We start from the raw sequence: 23,029 nt of genomic DNA, 5'->3' as shown, positions 1-23,029 counted from the left end.
CCTGCACGGCGAAAGACTTCGAGCGTACCCACCCGTCAAGGAGGAATGATGCGAGCAGCAGTTGTCTCAGAGTTCGGTTCACCAGCGCACGTCGACGAGCGTCCGATCCCACAGCCCGGTGCCGGACAGGTCCTGGTCCGCTTGGAAACGTGCGGCCTCTGCCACACCGACATCCACGCCATGCACGGAGATTGGCCAGTGAAGCCGAACCTGCCTCTGGTCCCGGGCCACGAAGGAGTGGGGATCATCGAGCAGATCGGCGACGGGGTGACCGGCCGGACTGTCGGGCAGCGGGTGGCGATGCCCTGGCTCGGCCACGCGTGCGGCGAATGCCGCTACTGCGTCAGCGGCCGCGAGAACCTCTGCGAGCAGCAGTACAACAACGGCTACGCCGTCGACGGAGGGTTCAGCGAGTACATGCTTGCCGACGCCCGCTTCGCCACCCCCGTTCCTGACGGTGTCAGCGCCCTCGACGCCGCACCTCTCACCTGTGCCGGAGTCACCACCTATGCGGCGATCAAGAACGCACGCGTCACCCCCGGAGAGACAGTCGCCATCTTCGGTGTCGGTGGGCTCGGACACCTCGCGGTCCAGTACGCACGCCTGGTCGGTGCGAAAGTCATCGCAGTGGATGTCACCACTGAGAAGCTCGACTTGGCCACTGAGCTTGGAGCGGATCATGTCGTCAACGCGCGCGACACGGACCCGGTACAGGCGATCCGGGATCTCGGCGGAGCGGACGTCGTCGTGGTCCTCGCCGTCGCGCCGGCAGTCTTCCATCAGGCATTCAGCTCCCTGAATCGCGGAGGCAGACTCGTCCTCGTCTCGCTGCCAGCCGGAGGGGAGCTGACCGTGCCGGTCTTCGACACCGTCCTAAAGGGGATCAGCATCATCGGCTCCATCGTCGGCACGAGACAGGACCTCGCCGAGGTATTCGCCCTGCATGCTGCAGGGCGAACACGTGTGGTCACTGAGACACGCGAACTTCAGAGCGTGAACTCCTCCGTCGACGAGGTGCTCGCCGGTACGGTGCCCGCTCGTCTTGTGTTCCAGTACCACACCGCGGACGTCGTGCCGGTCCGAGAGCCCGCTACGGCAGGTCGTTGAGGGATTGCGGGCTGAGATCTCCATGTGGGAGCCAGCCAGCCCCGAATCATGCGACAACCACAGAACATGAATCCGGTTGTCGACGACCGTGACGCCGATAGCCGGCAGATGCGGTCAAGTCCCCACGTGGGTCGGCGATGCCGTCCGGGCGACGTGGGCGGAAGGGCGACCGGCGCGGTCACGCTGCAGGCGGGTGACTCCGTGCTCGTCCAGGGGCCGTGGGAGGCACTGCACCGCTATACGAGCTCACCCGATGTGATTCCGGTCAGCTCGCCCCAGCAGATGCAGCGGACAGTGCCGCTCGGCCGGGGTGCGCGGCGCGCGCTGGTGATCCTCGGAGCGATGGTCGTGCTCCTCGCCACGGGTGTCGTCCCGCCCGTCATCGCTGGCCTTCTCGCGGCCGGTGCCCTCATCGTCACGCGGGTGCTCACCGTGACGCAGACGTTCTCGGCGATCTCGTGGCCCACTGTCACGCTCATCGCCGGGACGATCCCGCTGTCATCGGCGTTCGTCTCCACCGGCGCCGCCGATCTCGTCGGCGACGCGGTTCTCCAGCTGGTCGGCAACACCTCGCCCTATCTCGCTCTGCTCACCATCTGCGTCGCGTCGGTGATCCTCGGGCAGTTCATCTCGAACGTGGCGACCGTGCTCGTCATCGCGCCGATCGCGGTGTCGGTCGCATCGAGCATGGGCGTCAGCGTGCAGCCGTTCATGATGGCGCTCACGGTCGTCGGAGCGGCTGCGTTCCTGACTCCGATCGCGACACCCGTGAATCTCATGGTCATGCAGCCCGCCGGCTACCGATTCGGTGACTACTGGCGTCTCGGTCTCCCACTCGTCGCGATCTACGTGGCCGTCGCGGTGCTCTACGTCCCGCTCATCTGGCCGTTCTGACTCCCGATCACGCGGCATCACCGCACGAGGTGCGCGAGTTCCGGCCGACCGCCCAGCCGTGCCACGGTCGACGCGGCAGCCCGTGCAGCGAGATCCGCGACGCGATCCATCGACCACCCGTTCGCGATACCCCGCACGAGTCCCACGAAGAATCCGTCGCCGCCTCCCGTGCGGTCCACCACCGTCTCGTCGTCGTCATGTGCGCGGTAGGCGCTGCCGTCCTCCCAGACGACGAGGTCGCCTTCGCCTGCCACCTCCACGGCCGCTATGCGGGGTCCGCGAGCGAGCAGCCACCGGCACGCCTCGTGAGCCGAGTCCAGGTTCGACACGGCGATCCCCGTCAGTCCTTCGGCTTCCGTGGCGTCGGCACGCACGACGTCCGCTCCGGCGAGCAGTTCGTCGCGAACCTCCGGCTCGGGCGCTCCGTCGAGCGCCACCGTCGCGTCCGCTCGTCGCGCGATCATCAGAGCGGCCGACAGTGCATCGCCCGGTTGCTGAGACTGCAGACAGATCGTGCCTGCACGGCTGACCGCGCTCGCCGATGCCTCGACATCCGCGACGGTTAGCCGCGATGTCGAGCGAGATGCTGCCGGTCATCACCCATGCGCGTGGTTCGCTCCGGGCTGGGGGATGCGCAGCACCACGTTTCCCCGCTTGCGGCCGGTGTCGACATAGCGGTGCGCCTCGACGATGTCGGCCAGATCGAAGGTCCTGTCGATGACGGCCCGGAAGCGACCGGAATCCGCGAGGCTCACGAGGTGGGCGAGGTCCTCCGCGCCCGGCGTGCCGACGTTCCAGGTGACGAGCTTTCCCGACCGGCGAGTGTGCCCGCGGCTCGTCAGCATCGACCGCAGATCGCTGATGACGAGCAGCAGCGCACCGCCGGGGTTGATGAGTGTCTCCACCCGGCTGAAAGGGGCATTGCCGACGCAGTCGACGATCACGTCGTACGTGTCGCCCCCCGCCGCGAACTCCTCTCGGGTGTAGTCGGTGACCCGATCGGCGCCGAGGGACGCGACCAGTGGGACGTTGCCGCCGCTCGTGACGGCGGTGACGTCTGCTCCGAGCTGCTTCGCGAGTTGTATCGCGGCAGTGCCGACCGCGCCGGATGCTCCGTTGACGAGCACGGAGGTGCCGGGGCCGATCGCGACCTGGGCGAAGAAGCACTGCGCGGTGATGCCGCCGAACACCAGCGTCACCGCCTCTTCGAAGCTCATCGTGTCGGGAGCTCTGGTGATCGGGCCGTCGGCAGACAGGCGCACGTACTCGGCATGACCGCCGAACGCTCCGCCGGTCGAGGCGATCACCCTGTCGCCGGGTGCGAAGGCGGTGACGCCCGAGCCGACAGCCGCGACGACGCCCGCGGCATCCATACCCAGGATCGGCCGACTGGGACGGAACACGCCGAGTCCGACTGCGGCGAGCACCCCGAGGCCGGCCGGGATGTCCCGAGCGCGGGCGCGATGATCGCCGACGCTCACGGTGCTCGCGTGCACCCGGATGAGCACATCGCCGGGCCGGGGCGTGGGGACCGCCCGCTGTTCGAGGCGGACCTCCTCAGGGGCGCCGAAGCGGTGGTAGACGGCCGCGGTCATGGTCGTGTCAGTGGTCATGTCTCGATGCTTGTCGTCCCGGGGATGCTCGTCATCGGCCAGGAAGCCCGGATCCGCTCGGCCGAAAGTACGGTTCCGAGTCCGTGCTGACGGCCGATGCCCCCGACTGTCGATGAGACGAGCATCGAGACATGTCGCAGCAGATGAAGGCCGCCCGATCGACTCCCGAGCAGAAGGAGCGGCGTCGGCGATCGAAGAGCGGGTGGCCGGCGATCACCGGCCTTCTGCTGCTCAGCGTGCTTCCCGTGATCGGTGGAGTGCTTCGTCTGCAGGAGGTGAGCGGGGAACCCGTGAGGACTCTCCTCCTGGCGTCGACGGTCGCGATCGTCGCGCACATCGTGGCGATGACCGTCTACTGCGTTCTCGGGGCATTCCAGTTCTCACCCGCGCTGCGAACGCGGCATGCCTGGCACCGCGTGGCCGGCCGCGTGCTGATTCCCGCAGGATTCGTCGCGGCCCTCTCAGCGGCCTGGCTCGCGGTCTTCTTCGGTGGTCCACCGGATGAACTCGCGCTCGCGATGGTTCGTCTCGTCTTCGCCGTGGCGATGACCCTGTTCCTCGTGCGGAGCGTGATCGCGATCACACGACGCGACTTCGTGGCGCACGGGGCCTGGATGACCCGCGCCTACGCCACCGCCGTGTCGGGCGGAACCCAGGCGCTCGTGTTCGCGCTGTGGACGATCCCCCTCGGTGAGGTCGACGCCTTCGGTGAGGCATGGCTCGTCGCCGCCGCGTTCATGATCAACAGTGCCGTGGCGGAGCTGCTCATCCGGCGCCGCTCTCGCCGGCGGACGCGCGGGGTGTCGCGCCGTGGTGCGCTTGTATCATGACAGCGTGACCGGGCTCGTGCGTTCCGTGTGGAGTGCGCCGAGCGCTGTGCCCCCTCCGCCGTCCCGAGTCTGGCGGGATTGGGTGCTCCTGGCCCCCCTCGCCGTCCTGGCCGTGGTCGAGGGCATCGTCCGCACCGACCTGACGCAGCCGCTGTTCGCGGTGATCGCCCTCCTCGTCGTGCTGCCGACCGTGCTGTGGCGCCGCACGAAGCCGCTTCTCATGCTCATCATCGTGATGGTGCCGGTCGGTCTGCTCCTGCCCGACTCGGCGCTGTACTCGAGTCTCTTCGTGATGGTGAACGTGTACGCCGTGTACCGGTGGGGGGCAGGTCGCGACCTCGTGATCGGGTCGGCCATCCTCCTGGCGAGCCTCGCGCTGACATTCGTCCGCGGGGAAGGCTTCGATGAACTCGTCGGGGGGTTCGCGCTGCTGCTGACGGTCGCCCTGTTCGGCATCGCCTTTCGCTACCGGGCGGGATCGAGACGACGAAGCCTCGACCGGATCCGGATGCTGGAGCGCGAGCACCTGGCTCGCGACCTGCACGACACGGTCGCCCACCATGTCTCGGCGATCGCGATCCGCGCCCAGGCGGGCATCGCGGTGGCCGGGCGGGACTCGCGCGCAGCGCAGGATGCGCTCGGCGTGATCGAGGCGGAGGCGGCCAGGACGCTGAGCGAGCTGAGGTCGATGGTGCGAGTCCTGCGGCAGGGCGAGACGGCCGAGCTCGCGCCGAGCGCGCAGTTGGACGACATCGCGCAGCTCGCCGGAACGCGGCCGGGCGGAACGGTCGTCGTCGTCGAAGTCGCGCGCAACGACGACAGCATCCCGCCACCCGTGGCTGCCGCCGTCTTCCGTCTCGCGCAGGAATCGGTGACCAACGCCCTCCGTCACGCGCGACAGGTCACCCGCGTCGACGTCCGCGTGGAGGCAGACGCGGGTGGTGTGCGCCTGAGAGTGACGAACGACGGAGACGTGGCCGCGTCGCCGACTCCCGGCTTCGGCATCATCGGCATGAGGGAGCGTGCTGCCCTCCTCGGCGGTGCCTGCGAGGCGGGTCCGGCGTCAGGCGGCGGATGGATCGTCAACGCGGTGCTGCCCCGCGCCGGGTGGGCGCCATGATGATCCGAGTGCTCGTCGCCGACGATCAGGAACTCGTGCGCACCGGACTGAGCATGATCCTCGGCGCCCAAACCGACATCGAAGTCGTCGGTCAGGCGGCCGACGGCACCGAAGCGGTCGCCCTCGCCCGCAGTCTGCGACCGGACGTGTGCCTGTTCGACATCCGGATGCCCGGCCTCGATGGCATCGAGGCGACCCGGATGCTCGCCGGCCCAGGGGTGCCCGATCCCATGGCGGTCGTCCTCATCACGACCTTCGACCTCGACGAGTACGTCTTCGCGGGATTGCGGGCCGGCGCCAGAGGGTTCCTGCTCAAGGACGCCGGGTCGGAGCTGCTCGCCCAGGCGATCCGCGCCGCAGCGAGCGGTGATGCCCTGATCGCCCCCAACGTGACGGTGCGCCTGCTCGAGGCCTTCGCCGGATCGGCCGCCGCCGCACCATCGCCGCCGCCGGTCGAGTCGCTGACCGAGCGCGAGGAGCAGGTGCTCGCGAAGGTGTCTGCGGGTCTGAGCAACGGCGAGATCGCGCGCGAGCTGTTCATCACCCTCAGCACGGTGAAGACGCACGTGGCGAGCCTCATGACCAAGCTCGGGGTCCGCAATCGCGTCGAGATCGCCATCTGGGCGCATCAGACGGGGCGCATGAGCCCGCGAGCCACGGGCGGGGAACACCGGAATCGATGACGGCCGGGACGCGTCGAGACAGTCCGCGGTACGCGGCAGCCAACACCGCATCCCGGTATATCGGAGTTGTATACCGGTTGCCGCGTAATCCCCCCGCCTTTTCCTGATCTCTTAGATGTGTCGCATTGGGAGCGACGCGAATCGGATGGGGAGAACGATGACTGGGGAGCGTGGTGTCGTGCGTGCACGGACGAAGAGGATGAATGAGGCCAGGAGAGCCGAGGGAGCGAGGCCGCGACAGCGCGGCATCGTGGCGATCATCGTGGGGATGGTCTTGGCGATCGCGGGGCTGCTCGGCTCCACCGCACCCGCGATGGCGGCTCCGTCCGTGACCTATCCGGGGGCGATCGGCAGCGTCTCGCTCGAGAACGAGAACGGCGGTGGTCCGTTGGTGCAGTGGCAGACCGTGCGGATCACGGGCGAGTGGGCCGTCCCGACCGGGGCGCAGGCAGGGGAGACCTTCGGGATGACCCTGCCCGCGGAGTTCAGTCGTCAGTCGGCCGGTGAGTTCACGATCACAGACCCGGCGACGGGTCTGGTCATGGCGAACTGCGTCGCCGCTGCCGGGCAGGGGCCGGACATGGTGTGCACTCTGACCGCAGCGGTCGGCGGCCTCGAGGAGGTCGGCGGCTCGTTCTGGATGGAGGCGCGGGCTTCGCAGTCGACGACCAGCGAGACCGTCGAGTTCGACCTGGGCGACACGATCGAGATCGTCGACCTGCCCGGTGACGGCGGAGTCGTACCGGGAGATTCGGCGGAAGAGGACGAGCCCTACAAGTACGGCGGCGAGACCGCGACCCCTGGACTCCTGAAGTGGGTCATCGGTATTCCGAGCGGCTATGTCGACGACGGTGCCTTCACGATCGCCGACACGCTCGACGCCGGCCGCACCGACCATCACTACACCGGCGACGTCCGGCTGAGCCGGCGGGCCGTCGAGAACGGTGCACAGGTCGGCGACTGGAGCGAGGTCGACCCCTCTGCGTACACGATCGACATCGCCGGCGACGGACAGTCGTTCGAGTTCGCTGCATCCGGTCTGCCGACGGGCGGATTCGCGTATGAGCTGCTGTATTACACGCAGGCGGATGCGCCGGTGTCCGAGGGAGATGTCTTCGGCAACCACGCGATCGTCAACACGTTCGCGACCTCGGCGACTCACACGGTCGTCGAAACGGGTGGTGGCGACGGCAGTGGTGTCTCGTACACGACGTTCGGCATCACGAAGGAGCTCACCGGCGCGCAGGCGGATGCCGCTCGGGATGCGACCTACACCGTGCGCTATTCGGTCGAGGGTTCGGATGCGGCAGCCACCACGATGACGGTTCCGGTGGGGGAGTCGGTGCTCAGCGGACGTGCTCCGCTCGGTTCGACCTTCGTGATCGAGGAGATCGATCTGCCTGAGATCCAGGGTGTGACCTGGGGTGAGTGGACGATCACCGGCGACGGCGTCGTCGACGTCGGAGACGGCACCTTCGAGGTCACGCCGGAAACCACGGCCGGTATCGAGCTCACCCTCACCAACATCGCCAACCCGGTGCCCGTCGTGTCGCCGACGCCGACGCCGACGCCGACCCCGGCCACGCCGGTTCCGACCCCGACCCCGACGCCGGTCGCAACTCCGGCACCGACTCCGGCGCCGACGCAGACCCCGGTCGCGGCTCCCGGCGAGCTCGCTCTGACGGGAGGCGAATCGGGCGCGGCATTCCTGTCGTTGGCGGTCGCACTGATCGTCGGTGGCGGACTGGCCACCGGAATCGCCGCCAGGCGCCGTTCGAGCGCCGGACGTCGCTGACCCCGACACGCACGGAAGCCCACTCGCGTTCGGCGAGTGGGCTTCCGTGCGTTCGACGTCGTTGTCTCAGCGGATCGCGTAGACGGCGCTGCCGACGATCACCGCGACGATCGTCGTCCAGCCGATGATCGCGACAGCCTGCCAGATGAGGATGCGGACCTTGCCGACACCCGCCGCGGCGAGCATCGTGGCGGTGAACTGCGTCGGCAGCAGCAGCGGACCGAGCAGGCTGACCCCCGGCACGCCGTAGCGCTCGAACGCCCGCTGGAACTTCTCGCGGCGGGCGCCACCGCGGTCGGAGTCGATCGTGTCGGCGGGTGCCGTCTCGACGGCTCCGCCACCGGCCGCAACGGCCTGCCGGCTGCGGGACCGGTTCACGATCGCGGTGCGTGCACCGGAGCTCGCGATGACGAGCACGGCCACGCAGAGGAAGTTGCCGACGATCGCCGCGACGGCCGCGATCACCGGATTGATGCCGCCGATGATGCCGATCGACACGGCTCCCTCGCCCTCGATGAAGGGGATGGCGCCCGCGAGGGCGACGATGAGCGGCTGAATGAGTTCAGGCACCTGGGCGACGAAGCCCTGGAAGGTCTCGATGAGATTCATGGGTGGCTCCTGCCGGTCTGAGCGACGGTGTCTCCGTCGCGATGCATCCAGTCCACCGTCTGGCGTCGCGCTGCGGCAGTGCCGAACCGTCACTGCTTTCCGGGTGGTTCGCCCGCGGCATCCATGACATGTGTCACGCCCGTATCGTGGGGGCATGCGCAGCACTTCTCCGGTCGTCGATCCTGCCGACGACCCACCCCCGGGAGCCCGCCAGCTCGCCCGAGGCATCACCGCGACCTGGTGGTACACGGTGTCGGCCGTGGCCTTCCTCGAGCTCTTCCTGGTGCTGGTCTGGACGCTGCAGGCGCTCGCCGTGCCCGGCGATGCGACGGCGGCGTTCGTCGTCGGCGTGGGCGGCCTGCTCTGGTGGGGCTCCACCATCGTGCTGCTCGCGGACTATCGCCACCGGCTGGATGCCGAGCCGGGCATCGCGTGGACGCGCATCGCCCTTCCGCTGCTCATCGCGGTCGGCTACGGGATCGCGGGCGGCCTCGTGCTCGACAGCTGGCTGCTCGCGCTCATGCCCATCGCTCAGTCGGTGCTGCTGCTCAACTGGCCCAAGGGGGTGCGCCTGCGGATGGTCGTCCTGACCACCGTGGTGCTCGTGCTCGTCGCCGTCGCCGACGCCGCTCGGGGCGCGACCGAGATCGCGCTCCCCGGCTGGATCCCTGCGCTGTACGCGATCCTCATCCCGGCGATGTCGGTGAGCTCGCTGTGGTGGTGGGATGTGCTGGTCACCGTCGATCGTGCGAGGGCGTCGGAGGCCCGCCTCGCCGCGACGCAGGAGCGTCTGCGCGTGGCGACCGACGTGCACGACCTCCAGGGGCACCACCTGCAGGTGATCGCGTTGCAGCTCGAACTGGCCGAGCGCCTGATGAGGATCGATCCCGACGCCGCTCTCGAGCAGCTCCGGGCCGCGAGGGTCAGCGTCGACGAAGCCAGGCAGGGGACCCGAGATCTGGCGACGCGCTTCCGCTCGGTGCCGCTGGGTGACGAGGTGGCGAATGCCCGAGACCTTCTCGCCGCGGCCGGACTCTCCGTCGAGGCCGACATCGCACCCGACGCCGATGAGGCGCCGTCATCGGCTCTCGGTCCCGTCATCAGGGAGACGACCACGAACGTCCTGAGGCACGGGGCCGGGCGACGGGCTCGGCTCGACCTTCGCAGGGTCGACGACGGGTGGCGCTACGAGGTCGCGAACGATGTGGTGACCGGCGTGGCGACACACCCCGTCGGGTCGGGCCTCGACGGAGTGCGGCGCCGGATCTCGGAGGCGGGAGGAACCCTGGAGATCCGGGAGGATGCCGACGAGTTCATCGTCTCGGTGACGGTTCCGCGATCCGATGTGTCGACCGCAGATGGGCAGAGCCGATGATCCGTGTGCTCCTCGCTGACGATGAGGGGATGATCCGTTCGGCGCTCGCCGCCCTGTTGCGTCTGGAAGGAGACATCGAGGTGGTCGCCGAGTGCGCCGACGGTGAGCAGGCGCTCGCTGCTGCGCTCGCTCTGACGCCCGACGTGTGCCTGCTCGATCTCGAGATGCCCGGTCTCGACGGTGTGGAGGTCGCGGAGCGATTGAACCGAGCCATCGTCACGCGCTGCGTGGTGGTCACCCGTCACGCGCGTCCCGGGGTGCTTCGGCGGGCTCTCGCATCGGGTGTCGCGGGCTTCCTGCCGAAGTCACGAGGAGCGGATCAGGTCGCCGATGTCATCCGCAGGGTCGCCGCGGGTGCCCGCTACGTCGACCCTGAGATCGCGGCCGACGCGCTGAGCGACGAACGGTCGCCCCTCACGGATCGGGAGCTGGACGTGCTCCGCGCCGGGCGCCGCGGTGAGACGACGACCCAGATCGCCAGGACCCTCTCGCTCGCGCCCGGCACGGTGCGCAACCACATCTCGGCGGTGCTCGCGAAGCTGTCGGTCGGCACCCGCCAGCAGGCGGTGCTGATGGCCGAGGAGCGCGGCTGGATCTGACTGCGCGGACGCCTGACCCGTGAAGCCCGGAAGGGCGGGTGGGGCCGTGGGAGTTGCCCCACCCGCGAGCCGCTCAAAGGGGAGAGTGCGGCTCAGACCCGAAACCGGCTCGTATCCCCCCAGGCCGACTTCAGGTCTCGTATGCAAGACCCCGAACTCGACGGAAAGTGACGCGGGCGGGAATTCTTTCTGGAACTCCGTGGTCGTCAGTGCATGTGACGCGCGTCGTCGTGACGGTGGTCGTCGTGCACGTGGTCGTGGTCGTGGTCGTGGTCGTGGTGCTCGTGCTCGTCCTCGAGGATCATGCCGATCGAAGTGGCACAGGCGTCGCCCTTCCAGGCTTCGAGACCCTCGCGTACCGCGAAGACCGCGATGACGAGGCCGGCGACGGCATCCGCCCACCACCACCCGAACAGGCTGTTGACGCCGAGTCCGATGAGCACGGCGGCCGAGAGGTAGCTGCAGATCAGCGTCTGCTTCGAGTCGGCGACGGCCGTGGTCGACCCGACCTCGAGGCCGGCGCGTCGCTCGGCGAACGACACGAGCGGCATCACGATCACACTGACCGCGGTCAGCACGAGACCGACCGTGCTGTGCTCCGGCCGATCACCGCCGAGCAGCGACAGCACCGACGACGTGACGACATAGGCCGCGAGAGCGAAGAACGCGACGGCGATGACACGGAGGGTGGGCGTCTCCCAGCGCTCGGGGTCGCGTCGCGTGAACTGCCAGGCCACGGCCGCTGCCGAGAGCACCTCGATGCTCGAGTCGAGCCCGAACCCGATCAGCGCGGCCGACGATGCGACTGACCCTGCGGCGATCGCGACGGCCGCCTCGATCACGTTGTAGACGATCGTGAACGCCACGATGAGGCGGATGCGGCGGTGCAGAGTCGCGCGCCGTTCGGCGGTGAGAGTGCTCGTCGACATCAGCAGCTGCATCCTTCGCCGTCGCAGCAGTCCGGTTCGACGATCAGCGTGATGCGCATGAGCTCGTCGAGCGCGGTCGCGAGATGCGGGTCGGCGAGCGCGTAGCGGCTGCGGCGTCCGTCCTGGACGCTTTCGACGAGCCCGCATCCTCGAAGGCACGCGAGATGGTTCGACAGGAGCTGTCGGCTGACCCCGAGCTCGTCCGCGATGTCGGACGGGTACGCCGGCGCCGCTCGAAGCGCCAGCAGGATGGCTGCGCGCGTCGAGTCCGACAGGGCATGACCCAGGCGGGCGACGGCGGCGGTATGGGTGGGCGAGGCGGCGAGGGTCACGATGCAACTGTACAGAAAAGCGTGAATTAAGAGAATCGTGAATCTATGGTGACGCGCGGCAACATCCCCGACATCTTCGCTCGGTACCGTGAATCGGGCGGCGACATCGGATCGAGAGGGCGACATGGGAGTGACGGTCGAGCGGGTGACATGGTCGCATCCGGATGCGTAGCGGCTCAGGGCCGCGCAGCGCAGCGAACTCGATGCGCGGGACGGCAGCGACGACCATGAGCCGGGCGTCATCCCCTCCGCGGACGACGTGCCCGTCTTCCTCGTCGCACGAGAGGAGAGCGGGCTCGCCATCGTATGCGGCGGTCTCCGACCCCTCGATCCGGCCGTGCTCGGAACCGACACCGCAGAGATCAAGCGGATGTACGCGGCTCCCTCCGCGCGCGGGACGGGCGCAGCCGTGGCGCTGCTGCGCGCACTCGAGGGAGAAGCGCGCCTGCTCGGCATCCGGTCCCTCGTGCTCGAGACGGGCACCGCTCAGCCGGATGCCGTGCGCTTCTACGAACGCGAGGGCTACGGACCGATCCCGCTGTTCGGCCACTACATCGGCAGCGGTCTGTCCCTGTGCTTCGCCAAGTCTCTCTGACCTGGCCGAAAGGCGATCAGCGCGCAGGTGCGACGATCGCCGCGGACTCGGGTGCGAGCACGACGGTCCGCGCGATCGTCCGAACGGGCGCCGTCTCCAGCAGTATCCGCGAGTCGGGGGCGAGATCGAACTCCACCTCCTGCTCGGCGAGATTCACGAGCACCGACACCTCGCCTCGTTCGATCCGGTAGGCCCGGTTCTCCGGTGCGCCCTCCGTCTTCGACACGATGACGTGGTTGTGCGACATCTCGGGATCGGTCAACTCGGGCACCTCGCGCCGCAGGGCGATCAGGCGTCGATACAGATCGAAGATGCGGGCGTGCGATGCCGATGCGAGCTCGCTCCAGTCCAGCCGCGATCGCTCGAACGTAGCCGGGTCCTGTGGGTCGGGCACGGCGGCCGGGTCCCACCCCATGCGCGCGAACTCCGCGATCCGCCCCTCCGCGGTGGCTTTCGCGAGCTCCGGTTCCTTGTGCGAGGTGAAGAACTGCCACGGGGTGGACGCAGCCCACTCCTCACCCATGAACAGCATGGGGGTGCCCGGTGCGGTCAGAGTGAGAACCGCGGCGACGGCGAGTCGATCGGAGGAGAGCGAAGCGGTCAGCCGATCTCCCGCTGCACGGTTGCCGATCTGGTCGTGGTCCTGCGCGAATGTGACCAGTCGCCAGGCAGGGACGCTCGGCGGCAGCGGCGCGCCGTGCGTGCGCCCGCGGAACGACGAGTACGTCCCGTCGTGGAAGAACCCGGTCTGAGTGACCTTCGCCAGCGCGTCCGGCGCGGCGAAGTCGGCGTAGTACCCGTCGGTCTCGCCGGTGAGCGCGACGTGCACCGCGTGATGCCAGTCGTCTGACCACTGCGCGGTGAGGCCGTTCCCTCCCTCCTCGTGGGAGAGGACCATGACCGGGTCGTTCAGATCCGACTCGGCGATCAGGCTCAGCGGGCGATCGACCTCGCGAGCGAGCGCATCTACGCGCTCGGACAGCTCGTGCAGGAGGTGCGGGGTGCTCTCGTCGTGCAGTGCGTGCACGGCGTCGAGCCGCAGCCCGTCGACGTGGAAGTCACGGAGCCACATCAGCGCGTTCTCGATGATGTACTCGCGCACGGCCGGCTCGTCGAGGTTCACCGAGTCGCCCCACGCCGTGTGCCGGCCCTCGCGCAGATACGGACCGAACTCGGGCAGGTAGTTGCCGCTGGGTCCGAGGTGGTTGTAGACGACGTCCTGGATCACCGCGATGCCGCGTGAGTGGGCGGCGTCGACGAACCGCTGGTATGCGGCGGGTCCGCCGTACCCCTCATGCACGGCGTACCAGAGCACGCCGTCGTAACCCCAGTTCCAGTCGCCGCTGAACGCGTTGACCGGGAGCAGCTCGACATGCGTGATGCCGAGTTCGACGAGGTGATCGAGATGCCCGATGAGCGCGTCGAGCGTGCCGTCCGGTGTGAATGTCCCGACGTGCAGCTCGTAGATCACGCCACCGTCGAGCGGCGCACCGCGCCAGTCCCCGTCGGTCCACTCGAAGCGGGCCGGATCGAAGAGAGCCGAGGGCCCGTGCACGCCCCGCGGCTGCCGCAGCGACCGCGGATCAGGGCGCAGGTCGGTGCTGTCACCGAGGAGGAAGCCATAGCGCTCGCCCTCGGACATCGCCACATCGGTGCTCCACCATCCCGAACCGTCATCAGCCGACGTGAGGTCGTGCTCCGAGATCGTGGTGCACGCGGGTGTCAGACGACGCAGCCGCACGCTGTCGGCGCGGGGAGCCCAGACCGAGATCATCGCTCGTCCACCAGCAGCGCGACCGGATACGTGTCGAGCAGGTCGGCCAGCCGGATCGGACCGCGGCCGAAGCGGCGACCGGTGATCGCGTCCGTCGCCGGCAGTTCGCGGCGCAGCAGCACGGTGTCGCCCCATCCGCCGCGGCGCTCGAGTCCGACGGGCAGACGCGACGCCACCGCCAGCACACCGCCCCGGTCCATCGCGACCACATGATCCGACGCCTCACCGGCGACACCGCCCGGGCGATACCGGTAGAAGAGCTCGGGGTTGTCCCGGCGCAGACGCAACGTGCGCGACGTGACGAGCATCTTCGCGAGGCCCGAGTCGTCGATGGGAGGAAGGATGCCGCGAGAGACGTCGGCATCGAGTCGACCCAGCATCGCCGAACGCGCTGCGAAATCGACCGGCCGCCGGTTGTCGGGGTCGACGAGCGAGTGGTCCCACAGTTCGGTGCCCTGGTAGACGTCGGGCACACCGGGGGCTGCGAGCTGCAGGAGCTTCGCGGACAGCGAGTTGACCCGACCGGAGTCGACGATCTCGCCGACGAATCCCTCGAGGATCGGTCGAGCCCGCCCGTTCGCCGCCTCGGCGATCGCTTCGACGCCCTTCTCGAACTCGAGATCCGGATGCTGCCATCCGGTCGATTCCGCAGCCTCGCGCGCGGCCTTCAGCCCGTAGGCGAGCAGGCGCTCCGACGAGATCGGCCATGCTCCGACCGCGGCCTGCCAGAGAAGGGAATCGAGTGGCCAGTGTCCTGTCGAGGCGACGGCACGGAGCTCGGTCAGCACCTGCGCCCAGCGGTCCGGAATCTCGGAGAGCACCGACAGACGCGCACGGACGTCCTCGGATCGCTTGGTGTCATGGGTCGACAGAGCGGTGAGCGAGTACGGCCACGACGCGAGCCGCGCCTGCTGGGCGTCATGGAACTCGTCGACCGAGACGGAGGCGATCGAGGGATCGCCGCCGACCTCGGTGAGGGTGCCGAGGCGGGTGTGGCGGTAGAACGCGGTGTCCTCCACGCCCTTGGCCATCACCGCTCCCGTCACCTGCGGAAAGCGCTGCGAGACCTCGAGCGAGGTGTCGAGCAGCAGGGGCGTCAGCTCGGCGATCGATCCCGCGAGGTCGGGGCGGCGCCGTGCGGCGTCGTCGATCGCGTGCTGCAGATGCTCGCGTCCCGCCGGGAGGTAGGACCGGTAGACCGGGAAGCTCGCCACGATCTCGGCGAGCGCGTCCTCGGCGCCGACCACGCCGAACGGCAGAGCCCTGACGAGGCGTCGCACCTCGGACTGCAGGAGGTCGTCGGCGATCATCCGCTTCGTGGAGTGGATCAGGTCGGCCCAGGACTTCGCGGCCGGCAGACCGGTCTCGTCCCGCAGCCGCGAGTCGAGGAGGTCGAGGGCTGCGACTCCGTCGCCGTCGATCAGCACGCGGTCTATCTCGCCCATCGCGTCGTAGCCGGTCGTGCCGTCGGTGCGCCACCAGGACGGCAGCTGCTCACCCGGTTCGAGGATCTTCTCGACGACCGTGTACGCGCCGCCGGTGATGTCGGCGAGTCGCTCGAGGTACTCGCCGGGATCCGTCAGCCCGTCGGGATGGTCGACGCGGAGTCCGTCGGCCAGACCGTCGGTGATCCACCGGGCGATCTCGCGGTGCGACTCCTCGAAGACATCCGCGATCTCGACGCGGATGCCGGCGAGCTCGGACACGGCGAAGAACCGACGGTAGTCGAGGTCGGTGTTCTGGTCCTCCCAGAACCGCAGCTCGTAGTGCTGGGCGTCGAGGAGGGCAGGCAGATCGTCCGCGAGCTCTCCCGATCCCGGTGCCAGGGGAAGCACGTGGTCGAAGTACGACAGTGTTCCGTCGGGGGCATCGTCGGCCGGGGTCGTGTCGACGACGATCTCATCGGCTGACAGCACCTCCGCGAGAGACGACCCGAGGATCGGCAGTCGCACCCGTCCGTCGGACAGTCGCGGGTCGATGTCGAATGCCAGCGCATGACGCGATGAGCGCCCGAGCCGCAGCAGATCCCACCACCAGAGGTTGGCGCGCGGGACGGCCACGCCGACGTGGTTCGGGACGATGTCGACGAGGACCCCGAGCCCCGCTGAGCGGGCCGCGGCGGAGAAGCGCTCGAGCCCCTCGGGGCCACCGCGGGCATCGTCGACCCGCGAATGATCGACGACGTCGTAGCCGTGGTCCGACCCCGGCACGGCCGCGAGCAGCGGTGAGAGGTACGCCCACGAGGCACCCAGCTCGGTGAGGTACTCCGTGATCGATGCCGCGTCGTCGAGCGTGAAACCCGCTCGGATCTGCAGCCGATAGGTCGAGAGCGGGCGGTGGGTCATCGAGGCAGCTCCGGGGTCGGGGCGGGTGACGGGGCTTCGGCGCGCTCGGTCTGGATGCGCAGCGAGGCCTCGACGGAGTCGTCCGTCGGAACCTCGGTCTGATCGACTTCGCGCAGCACCAGCATCGAGTTGGCTTCGAGGGTCACCGGAGCGCCGGCCTCGATCGCGTCGCCTCCGGCGCGGTCGCCGGCGGTGTCGACGGCGACCTCCCACGCACGCCCGTGGCGCTCGTCGGGGAGCACGGCGTCGATCGCCTCCGTCCCGCTGTGGAAGTAGACGAGGAAGTTCTGATCCGTCACCGGCTGTCCACGGCGGTCCTTCTCGCGGATGCCCTGTCCGTTCAAGAACATGCCGATCGCGAGCCCGAATCCGGAATCCCAGTCCTCGGGCTCCATCCGGCCGCCGTCGGGTCGCAGCCAGACCACGTCCGGCACTCGTTCGCCGTCCTCCGACCGCACCGGCCGGCCGTCGAAGAACCGGCTGCGGCGGAACGTCGGGTGCATGCGGCGCAGTCTCGCCACCGCTGCCGTGAACTCGACGAGAGGACGATCCGCCGCCTCCCAATCGACCCAGGTGAGCTCGTTGTCCTGCGCGTAACCGTTGTTGTTGCCGTCCTGGGTGCGACCGAGCTCGTCGCCGTGCGCGATCATCGGCACTCCCTGCGACAGCAGCAGTGTCGCGAGGAAGTTGCGCTGCTGTCGGGCGCGGACGCGATTGATCGTCTCGTCGTCGGTGGGCCCCTCGACGCCGTTGTTGCTCGAGCGGTTGTGCGATTCGCCGTCGTTGTTGTCCTCGCCGTTGGCCTCGTTGTGCTTCTCGTTGTACGACACGAGGTCGCGCAGCGTGAAGCCGTCGTGAGCGGTGACGAAGTTGATCGATGCCACGGGGCGCCGACCGGAGTGCTCGTACAGGTCGGCAGAACCGGTGAGACGCGATGCGAACTCGCCGAGCGCCTGCGGCTCACCGCGCCAGAAGTCGCGCACGGTGTCGCGGTACTTGCCGTTCCACTCCGTCCACTGCGGAGGGAAGTTGCCGACCTGGTATCCGCCGGGGCCCACATCCCACGGCTCGGCGATGAGCTTCACCTGCGAGACGATCGGATCCTGCTGCACCAGCTCGAAGAAGGCCGCGAGACGGTCGACGTCGTAGAACTCGCGCGCGAGAGTCGAGGCGAGATCGAAGCGGAAGCCGTCGACATGCATCTCCGTGACCCAGTACCGCAGCGAGTCCATGATCAGCTGCAGCGCGTGCGGGTTGCCGGCGTTGAGGCTGTTGCCCGTGCCCGTGTAGTCGGTGTAGTAGCGACGGTCCTCTTCGAGGCGGTAGTACGCCTCGTTGTCGATGCCCCGCATCGACAGCATCGGCCCCATGTGGTTGCCCTCGGCGGTGTGGTTGTAGACCACGTCGAGGATGACCTCGATCCCCGCCGAGTGCAGTGCGCGCACCATGGCCTTGAACTCCTGCACCTGCTGACCGTGCTGCCCGCTGGAGGAGTAGTCGTTGTGCGGCGCGAAGAAGGCGAGCGTGTTGTAGCCCCAGTAGTTCGTGAGGCCCTTCTCCTCGAGGGTCGAGTCGTAGACGAACTGATGCACCGGCATCAGCTCGATCGCGGTGACGCCGAGGTGCACCAGGTGCTCGATGACCGACGGGTGGCCGATGGCCGCATACGTGCCCCGCAGCTCCTCGGGGATGTCCGGGTGCAGCTGGGTCAGTCCCTTGACGTGCGCCTCGTAGATCACGCTCTGTGCGTAAGGGGTCTTGGGCAGTCGGTCGCCCGCCCACTCGAAGAACGGGTTCACGACGACGCCCTTGACCATCGTCGCGGCGGAGTCTTCATCGTTGCGGGAATCGGGGTCGCCGAAGTCGTAGCCGAACAGGGGCTGCCCCCAGTCGACCCGGCCGGCCACGGATTTCGCGTACGGGTCGAGGAGGAGCTTGTTCGGGTTGAATCGCTTTCCCTGCACGGGGTCGTACGGTCCGTGCACGCGGTATCCGTAGAGCTGTCCTGGTTGCACGGAGGGCAGATAGCCGTGCCAGACGAACGCGTCGACCTCTTCGAGCGGAACGCGCTCCTCGCTGCCGTCGTCGTCGAACAGGCACAGTTCGACCTTCTCGGCGCCCTCGCTGAACAGGGCGAAGTTCGTGCCCTGGCCGTCGAAGGTCGCGCCGAGCGGGTAGGGGGAACCGGGCCAGACCTCGTGGCTCACTGAGCGCGCCGCTTCGAGACGGCGCGGTGCAGGACAGTCCTCACCGCGTCGTGGAAGTCATGCACCTGAGCGATCTCGTCGGCGTGCGGGTAAGGGTGGCCGACGTAGCAGACGAAGACAGGATGCACGTGCTCGACGTATCCGACGGGGCCGTCGTGCAGCACGACGTAGCGATCGAGGTCGACACGCTCGTAGAGGGGTTCGGCCGGCGTCGAGGCTGTCGTGGGAGCCTGGCCGTCCGCGGGCTTGTGGTCATGCGCGGTATGGGTCTTCGCAGTCATGAGGGCTCCTGTTCTGTTGATGGGGTCCACGCTAAGAGATACGAGTTCACAGCGGAACACCATTGCCTCCGCGCGATGAACGCGCTATGTCGTGAGACGCGCATCCTGATCGTGAAATCACCCCGCGCCCACCTGCGACAATGGAAGCCCCGTGCCGATCCCGAACCGAGGAGCTCCCGTGCAGTACATCTCCACCCGAGGCGGCATGCAGCCGCTGCCGTACTGCGAGACCCTGCTCGAGGGGCTCGCGCCCGACGGAGGACTGGCCGTCCCCGAGACGATGCCCACGGTCGACGGAGAGACGCTCGAGCGCTGGCGTGCCCTGACGTATCCGCAGCTCGCCACCGAGGTGCTCGGTCTCTTCGCCACGGACATCCCGCGGGCCGATCTCGCCCGCATGACGGAGGCCGCCTACGCGCCGTTCCCTGAAGAGGTCGTGCCTCTGCGGTCGATCGGCGACGATCTCACCCTGGTGGGCCTCTCCGAGGGGCCGACCCTCGCTTTCAAGGACATGGCCATGCAGTTCCTCGGGCAGGTCGTCGAGTACGCGCTCGAGCGCAAGGGCTCTGTCCTGAACATCCTCGGCGCGACCTCGGGAGACACCGGCTCGGCTGCCGAGCACGCTCTTCGCGGCAAGGACCGCATCTCGGTGTTCATGCTGTCCCCGAAGGGGCGCATGAGCGCGTTCCAGCGCGCGCAGATGTTCTCGCTCGACGATGACAACATCCACAACATCGTCGTCGACGGCGTGTTCGACGATTGCCAGAACCTCGTCAAGTCCCTCGCCGGCGACCTCGACTTCAAGCGCGCTCAGCACCTCGGTGCGGTCAACTCGATCAACCTCGCCCGCATCACCGCCCAGGTCGTCTACTACTTCTGGGCGTGGCTGCGTGCGACGGACGCCGGGGGATGGACCGAGGTGTCGTTCACGGTGCCGTCCGGAAACTTCGGCAACATCCTCTCGGGGTTCTTCGCGAAGGAGATGGGGCTGCCCATCCGTCGCCTCGTGCTCGCCGCCAACGAGAACAACGTGCTCGACGAGTTCTTCCGCACCGGCGTCTACCGGCCGCGGAGCGCCGCGCAGACGCTCGCCACCTCGAGCCCGTCGATGGACATCTCGAAGGCGTCGAACCTCGAGCGCTTCATCTTCGAACTCGTGGGTCGTGACGCGAGCCGCGTCGTGAAGGCCTGGCAGGAGCTCGACACCCAGGGGTTCTTCGATTTCACCTCCGATCTGGCGCGTTTCGTCGAGGAGTTCGGCATCGTCAGCGGCACTTCGACGCACGACGACAGGCTCGCGACGATCAGGTCCGTCTACGAGGCGACGGGAGACATCATCGACCCGCACACCGCCGACGGTGTCAAGGTCGCTCGCGAGAACGTCGAGCCCGGCGTGCCCATGCTGGTGCTCGAGACGGCGAAGCCGCAGAAGTTCGCCGAGACGATCCGCGAGGCGATCGGCGTCGAGCTCGAGTACTCCTCAGAGCTGCGCGCGATGCTCGACGCTCCGCAGCGCAGGACCGAGATGGCCGACGACGAGCACGAGCTCCGAGCGTTCATCGAGGCCGAAGCCCTGCGCTGAGCGACTCACTCGGGGTCGCCGTGCAGCATCCAGGGCACTCCGAAACGATCGACGAGCATTCCGAACGTGCCGCCCCACGGCGGGGTGTCGAGCGGCATGGTGATCGCCGCACCGTCGGACAGGGCGTCCCAGACCTGTTGCGTCTTCTCCTGCGAGTTGCCGCTGAGTGAGACCGAGAATCCCTGGGGCGGCTCGAACGGGATGCCGTCGGGGGTGTCTGAGGCCATGAGCACCAGGCCGTCCGGCGTCGTGAGCTGCGCATGCATCACGAGATCGTGCTGATCCGGGTTCTGGACCATGTCGGGGAACTCGCCGAACACGTTGATCTCGAGATCACCGCCGAGCACGCCCTGATAGAACTCCATCGCCTGTCGCGCCTCGGTGCGGAACGAGAGATAGGGATTGAGATTGGCCATGACTGCCCCCAGCCTTGTCAGGCGGGGCCGCCGTGGGTCCCGCTGCGGCTCATTCTGCGCCGGGGGTCGGACATCCGCAAGAGCGACGTCGCGCTCAGGCGGGGAGGGCCTTCACCGCCGCCGTGAGCACCTGAGGCACCGTCGGCACACCTTCGGCGCGGAACACTTCTGCGCCCGAATCATCGCGGATGATGACGGTCGGGGTGAAGCGGATGTCGAGCGCCTCCGCGGCATCCGGTTCTCTCGCGACGTCGATCTCGGTGACGGTCGCGTCGGGAAGGTAGCGCACGGCGTCCTCCACGACCGAGCGGGTGCGCGAGCACGCTCCGCAGAACGCGGAGGTCACGAGCGTCAGTTCCATGGCTCTCCTCTCGGCTCTCGAGGTGCAACCGCGCACCGTCTCGCGGTGTTCCCGAGCCGCGATCAGAACGAGGTGCGCTTGACGAGGCCCCGGTTCGTGCGGATGTGCTCGTAGTCCCATTGCACGACCCGCGACTCCGACAGCCAGACGGCGAGCCGGTCGGTGTCGATCTCCGAGGCGGAGGTGAATCTCTTCTCGGCGGCCTCGAAGGATCCTGAGGCGACGAGTCCGGGCTCTGCGAACGACTGGCCGCTCCAGAACATCAGTCGGACGGCATCCTTCAAGCGGTCGTATCCGACGATCGGATTGCCGTCGAGGAACCAGACCGGGTGCGCGTGCCAGACCTTGGCGGCGGCGTCGGGGAGTGCTCGGTCGATTTCGTCCGCGAGGAGGTCGCAGATCAGCCGATCCTCCGAGCTGAGCCTGCGGTGGTAGTCGGCGATCTCAGGCGCACGGGTCATGCTGCGAGTATGGCGCGTGCGACGGCAGACGTCGAGAGAGTCACACGGAAGACGTGGTCGCGCGCGGATGCAGCAAGCCGGAGATCGCACCCAGAGCAGCTCCGACGAGGGTGTCGACGATCCTCTCCCCGGCGACGTCCATCGAACCGATCTCGCCCGTCGCTGCGCCCGTCAGCAGAAGCACCAGAGGGGTGATGAAGACGAGCGCGAGAGCGTAGTGCCTGACGACGACGAGCTCGATCGTGAACTGCAGCGCGCCCAGCAGCAGAGCGAGCCACAGCCCCGACGGATGCAGCAGCGCGAGCAGCGCGTACACGCCGGCCCCGACCACGGTTCCGAGCATGCGATGGAGTCCGCGCTGGACGGCGGCGCGACGGGCGGCGGCCACGCCGATCACCGCCACCGCCGACCCCACGATCCAGTACGTCCGGGTGGGGTCGATCACCAGTCCCAGCAGGACGCCGATGACGGCGACGATCGCGACCCGGACCACGAGCATGCGCGAATCGGGGGTGAATGCGGGGCCCGGGAGCAGCTCGCTCAGCGGCCGAGCGGAGATCGAGCGCGCTCGAGGACGCAGAAGCGGCGCCATCGCGACCAGATAGGAGAACACGCAGCCGGCCGCGAGTGCCCCGAGATAGGTCAGCGGTGCCAGGGGCGAGCTCGCCACGACGTGCGCCGACAGGCCGAAGACCAGCACGAAGAAGAGCGGTCCGGGCGGGCCGAGCGGGAACCCGAACGCCAGGGCAGCGCTGACGACCGCGACCACCACGACGCCGATGCTCACGAGCCAGGCGTTGGCGGAGACAGCCACTCCGAGAGCGGCGCTGACGATGAGGCCCGCGGCGACGAACGGCAGGATCCTCGCCCGATCGATCACCGGTGCCGTCCCGGCGAAGAGGACCGTGAACGCGCCCGAGGCCGCGACGTAGCCGAGCGACGCCTCGCCGAGCACGGTCATGACCGCTATCGGCACCGCGATGCCCAGCGCCGCTTGGGTGGCGAGATGCCAGCGCGGACCGCGCTTGGGCGCCAGGGCGAACAGGCTCATCCCTCCATTGTCTCGCGGCGCCGGCGCTGAGCAGGACGGACGTCGACCGGAGTGCGGCGAGCCGGCGGGA

At 68.5% G+C, this 23,029-nt stretch carries 21 protein-coding genes and 2 pseudogenes; 10 read left to right on the top strand and 13 right to left on the bottom strand.

Annotated elements, in window-relative coordinates:
* The first annotated feature begins 48 nt into the window (after nt 1–48).
* Nucleotides 49–1,107 carry a zinc-dependent alcohol dehydrogenase gene (locus LQZ85_RS11195; RefSeq protein WP_056277711.1) on the top strand — a complete coding sequence of 353 codons (1,059 nt, stop codon included), beginning with the start codon at nt 49–51 and terminating at the stop codon, nt 1,105–1,107.
* Between the two features lie 126 nt (nt 1,108–1,233).
* Nucleotides 1,234–2,001 (top strand): SLC13 family permease, encoded by a 768-nt coding sequence (locus tag LQZ85_RS11190; protein WP_230100891.1) that lies wholly within the window; start codon nt 1,234–1,236, stop codon nt 1,999–2,001.
* 17 nt (nt 2,002–2,018) lie between these two features.
* On the opposite strand, the pseudogene LQZ85_RS11185 reads toward LQZ85_RS11190, so the two are convergent.
* Together LQZ85_RS11185 and LQZ85_RS11180 are read right to left on the bottom strand one after the other, a co-directional pair.
* Nucleotides 2,019–2,534 (bottom strand): annotated as a pseudogene (locus LQZ85_RS11185) (PfkB family carbohydrate kinase); the annotation flags it as partial.
* A gap of 63 nt (nt 2,535–2,597) precedes the next feature.
* Nucleotides 2,598–3,614, bottom strand: coding sequence for an NAD(P)-dependent alcohol dehydrogenase (locus LQZ85_RS11180; RefSeq protein ID WP_056277017.1), 1,017 nt, complete (start codon nt 3,612–3,614; stop codon nt 2,598–2,600).
* A 131-nt stretch (nt 3,615–3,745) separates the two neighbouring features.
* Between LQZ85_RS11180 and LQZ85_RS11175 the strand changes: the two genes are divergently transcribed.
* The 4 genes from LQZ85_RS11175 to LQZ85_RS11160 all read left to right on the top strand — a co-directional run bounded on the left by LQZ85_RS11175 (nt 3,746) and on the right by LQZ85_RS11160 (nt 8,042).
* A complete protein-coding gene (locus tag LQZ85_RS11175; RefSeq protein WP_157538090.1) occupies nt 3,746–4,444 on the top strand; it encodes a DUF2306 domain-containing protein in 699 nt (232 codons plus the stop codon).
* 82 nt (nt 4,445–4,526) lie between these two features.
* Nucleotides 4,527–5,564, top strand: coding sequence for a histidine kinase (locus LQZ85_RS11170; RefSeq protein ID WP_230100890.1), 1,038 nt, complete (start codon nt 4,527–4,529; stop codon nt 5,562–5,564).
* Nucleotides 5,561–6,247: a response regulator transcription factor gene (locus tag LQZ85_RS11165; RefSeq protein WP_056277718.1), complete on the top strand. Its 687-nt coding sequence runs from the start codon at nt 5,561–5,563 to the stop codon at nt 6,245–6,247. The genes LQZ85_RS11170 and LQZ85_RS11165 overlap by 4 nt, the downstream gene beginning before the upstream one ends.
* Nucleotides 6,248–6,497: 250 nt before the next feature.
* Nucleotides 6,498–8,042, top strand: coding sequence for a DUF5979 domain-containing protein (locus LQZ85_RS11160; RefSeq protein WP_230100889.1), 1,545 nt, complete (start codon nt 6,498–6,500; stop codon nt 8,040–8,042).
* Nucleotides 8,043–8,108: 66 nt separating this feature from the next.
* On the opposite strand, the gene LQZ85_RS11155 is transcribed toward LQZ85_RS11160, so the two are convergent.
* Nucleotides 8,109–8,651 (bottom strand): hypothetical protein, encoded by a 543-nt coding sequence (locus tag LQZ85_RS11155; protein WP_056277023.1) that lies wholly within the window; start codon nt 8,649–8,651, stop codon nt 8,109–8,111.
* Nucleotides 8,652–8,805: 154 nt separating this feature from the next.
* Here LQZ85_RS11155 and LQZ85_RS11150 point away from each other — a divergent pair, with 154 nt between their 5' ends.
* Together LQZ85_RS11150 and LQZ85_RS11145 are read left to right on the top strand one after the other, a co-directional pair.
* Entirely contained in the window at nt 8,806–10,026 is a 1,221-nt protein-coding gene (locus LQZ85_RS11150; protein WP_056277026.1) for a histidine kinase, read from the top strand.
* Nucleotides 10,023–10,625, top strand: coding sequence for a response regulator transcription factor (locus LQZ85_RS11145; protein WP_053098815.1), 603 nt, complete (start codon nt 10,023–10,025; stop codon nt 10,623–10,625). The genes LQZ85_RS11150 and LQZ85_RS11145 overlap by 4 nt, the downstream gene beginning before the upstream one ends.
* A gap of 206 nt (nt 10,626–10,831) precedes the next feature.
* Here the strand turns inward: LQZ85_RS11145 and LQZ85_RS11140 are convergent, their stop codons facing one another.
* Both LQZ85_RS11140 and LQZ85_RS11135 read right to left on the bottom strand, forming a co-directional pair.
* Nucleotides 10,832–11,554 (bottom strand): cation transporter, encoded by a 723-nt coding sequence (locus tag LQZ85_RS11140; protein WP_056277721.1) that lies wholly within the window; start codon nt 11,552–11,554, stop codon nt 10,832–10,834.
* Nucleotides 11,554–11,889, bottom strand: coding sequence for a helix-turn-helix domain-containing protein (locus LQZ85_RS11135; RefSeq protein WP_053099385.1), 336 nt, complete (start codon nt 11,887–11,889; stop codon nt 11,554–11,556). The genes LQZ85_RS11140 and LQZ85_RS11135 overlap by 1 nt, the downstream gene beginning before the upstream one ends.
* A 121-nt stretch (nt 11,890–12,010) precedes the next feature.
* On the opposite strand from LQZ85_RS11135, the pseudogene LQZ85_RS11130 reads away from it, so the two are divergent.
* Nucleotides 12,011–12,481: pseudogene (locus LQZ85_RS11130) on the top strand (GNAT family N-acetyltransferase).
* A gap of 16 nt (nt 12,482–12,497) precedes the next feature.
* On the opposite strand, the gene treZ reads toward LQZ85_RS11130, so the two are convergent.
* From treZ to LQZ85_RS11110, 4 genes are read right to left on the bottom strand one after another with little or no spacing between them, the layout of a single operon-like run.
* Nucleotides 12,498–14,255, bottom strand: coding sequence for a malto-oligosyltrehalose trehalohydrolase (treZ, locus tag LQZ85_RS11125; protein ID WP_056277029.1), 1,758 nt, complete (start codon nt 14,253–14,255; stop codon nt 12,498–12,500).
* Nucleotides 14,252–16,600, bottom strand: coding sequence for a malto-oligosyltrehalose synthase (gene treY, locus LQZ85_RS11120; protein ID WP_056277032.1), 2,349 nt, complete (start codon nt 16,598–16,600; stop codon nt 14,252–14,254). Before treY ends, treZ begins: the two co-directional genes overlap by 4 nt.
* Nucleotides 16,597–18,807 (bottom strand): glycogen debranching protein GlgX, encoded by a 2,211-nt coding sequence (gene glgX, locus LQZ85_RS11115; protein WP_056277035.1) that lies wholly within the window; start codon nt 18,805–18,807, stop codon nt 16,597–16,599. The genes treY and glgX overlap by 4 nt, the downstream gene beginning before the upstream one ends.
* A complete protein-coding gene (locus LQZ85_RS11110; RefSeq protein WP_053098820.1) occupies nt 18,804–19,088 on the bottom strand; it encodes a hypothetical protein in 285 nt (94 codons plus the stop codon). Before LQZ85_RS11110 ends, glgX begins: the two co-directional genes overlap by 4 nt.
* Nucleotides 19,089–19,266: 178 nt before the next feature.
* Here LQZ85_RS11110 and thrC point away from each other — a divergent pair, with 178 nt between their 5' ends.
* A complete protein-coding gene (gene thrC, locus LQZ85_RS11105) occupies nt 19,267–20,670 on the top strand; it encodes a threonine synthase (protein WP_056277724.1) in 1,404 nt (467 codons plus the stop codon).
* 5 nt (nt 20,671–20,675) lie between these two features.
* On the opposite strand, the gene LQZ85_RS11100 is transcribed toward thrC, so the two are convergent.
* The 4 genes from LQZ85_RS11100 to LQZ85_RS11085 all read right to left on the bottom strand — a co-directional run bounded on the left by LQZ85_RS11100 (nt 20,676) and on the right by LQZ85_RS11085 (nt 22,959).
* Nucleotides 20,676–21,086: a VOC family protein gene (locus LQZ85_RS11100; protein ID WP_053098821.1), complete on the bottom strand. Its 411-nt coding sequence runs from the start codon at nt 21,084–21,086 to the stop codon at nt 20,676–20,678.
* A gap of 94 nt (nt 21,087–21,180) precedes the next feature.
* Nucleotides 21,181–21,447 carry a thioredoxin family protein gene (locus LQZ85_RS11095; protein WP_053098822.1) on the bottom strand — a complete coding sequence of 89 codons (267 nt, stop codon included), beginning with the start codon at nt 21,445–21,447 and terminating at the stop codon, nt 21,181–21,183.
* A 62-nt stretch (nt 21,448–21,509) separates the two neighbouring features.
* Entirely contained in the window at nt 21,510–21,908 is a 399-nt protein-coding gene (locus tag LQZ85_RS11090; RefSeq protein ID WP_053098823.1) for a DUF1801 domain-containing protein, read from the bottom strand.
* A 40-nt stretch (nt 21,909–21,948) separates the two neighbouring features.
* A complete protein-coding gene (locus LQZ85_RS11085; protein ID WP_056277037.1) occupies nt 21,949–22,959 on the bottom strand; it encodes an FUSC family protein in 1,011 nt (336 codons plus the stop codon).
* Nucleotides 22,960–23,029: the final 70 nt, after the last annotated feature.

It is taken from the genome of Microbacterium sp. Bi98, from assembly GCF_918698045.1.
Lineage (GTDB): Bacteria > Actinomycetota > Actinomycetes > Actinomycetales > Microbacteriaceae > Microbacterium.
This window is presented reverse-complemented; position numbering and strand designations above follow the sequence as displayed.

Bases quoted from the DNA above. Each gene is read 5' to 3' on its own strand.
- LQZ85_RS11195 (WP_056277711.1), top strand. From the start codon at position 49: ATGCGAGCAGCAGTTGTCTCAGAGTTCGGTTCACCAGCGCACGTCGAC.
- LQZ85_RS11180 (WP_056277017.1), bottom strand. From the start codon at position 3,614: ATGACCACTGACACGACCATGACCGCGGCCGTCTACCACCGCTTCGGC.
- LQZ85_RS11175 (WP_157538090.1), top strand. From the start codon at position 3,746: ATGTCGCAGCAGATGAAGGCCGCCCGATCGACTCCCGAGCAGAAGGAG.
- LQZ85_RS11165 (WP_056277718.1), top strand. From the start codon at position 5,561: ATGATGATCCGAGTGCTCGTCGCCGACGATCAGGAACTCGTGCGCACC.
- LQZ85_RS11155 (WP_056277023.1), bottom strand. From the start codon at position 8,651: ATGAATCTCATCGAGACCTTCCAGGGCTTCGTCGCCCAGGTGCCTGAA.
- LQZ85_RS11150 (WP_056277026.1), top strand. From the start codon at position 8,806: ATGCGCAGCACTTCTCCGGTCGTCGATCCTGCCGACGACCCACCCCCG.
- LQZ85_RS11145 (WP_053098815.1), top strand. From the start codon at position 10,023: ATGATCCGTGTGCTCCTCGCTGACGATGAGGGGATGATCCGTTCGGCG.
- LQZ85_RS11140 (WP_056277721.1), bottom strand. From the start codon at position 11,554: ATGTCGACGAGCACTCTCACCGCCGAACGGCGCGCGACTCTGCACCGC.
- treZ (WP_056277029.1), bottom strand. From the start codon at position 14,255: ATGATCTCGGTCTGGGCTCCCCGCGCCGACAGCGTGCGGCTGCGTCGT.
- treY (WP_056277032.1), bottom strand. From the start codon at position 16,600: ATGACCCACCGCCCGCTCTCGACCTATCGGCTGCAGATCCGAGCGGGT.
- LQZ85_RS11110 (WP_053098820.1), bottom strand. From the start codon at position 19,088: ATGACTGCGAAGACCCATACCGCGCATGACCACAAGCCCGCGGACGGC.
- LQZ85_RS11100 (WP_053098821.1), bottom strand. From the start codon at position 21,086: ATGGCCAATCTCAATCCCTATCTCTCGTTCCGCACCGAGGCGCGACAG.
- LQZ85_RS11095 (WP_053098822.1), bottom strand. From the start codon at position 21,447: ATGGAACTGACGCTCGTGACCTCCGCGTTCTGCGGAGCGTGCTCGCGC.
- LQZ85_RS11090 (WP_053098823.1), bottom strand. From the start codon at position 21,908: ATGACCCGTGCGCCTGAGATCGCCGACTACCACCGCAGGCTCAGCTCG.
- LQZ85_RS11085 (WP_056277037.1), bottom strand. From the start codon at position 22,959: ATGAGCCTGTTCGCCCTGGCGCCCAAGCGCGGTCCGCGCTGGCATCTC.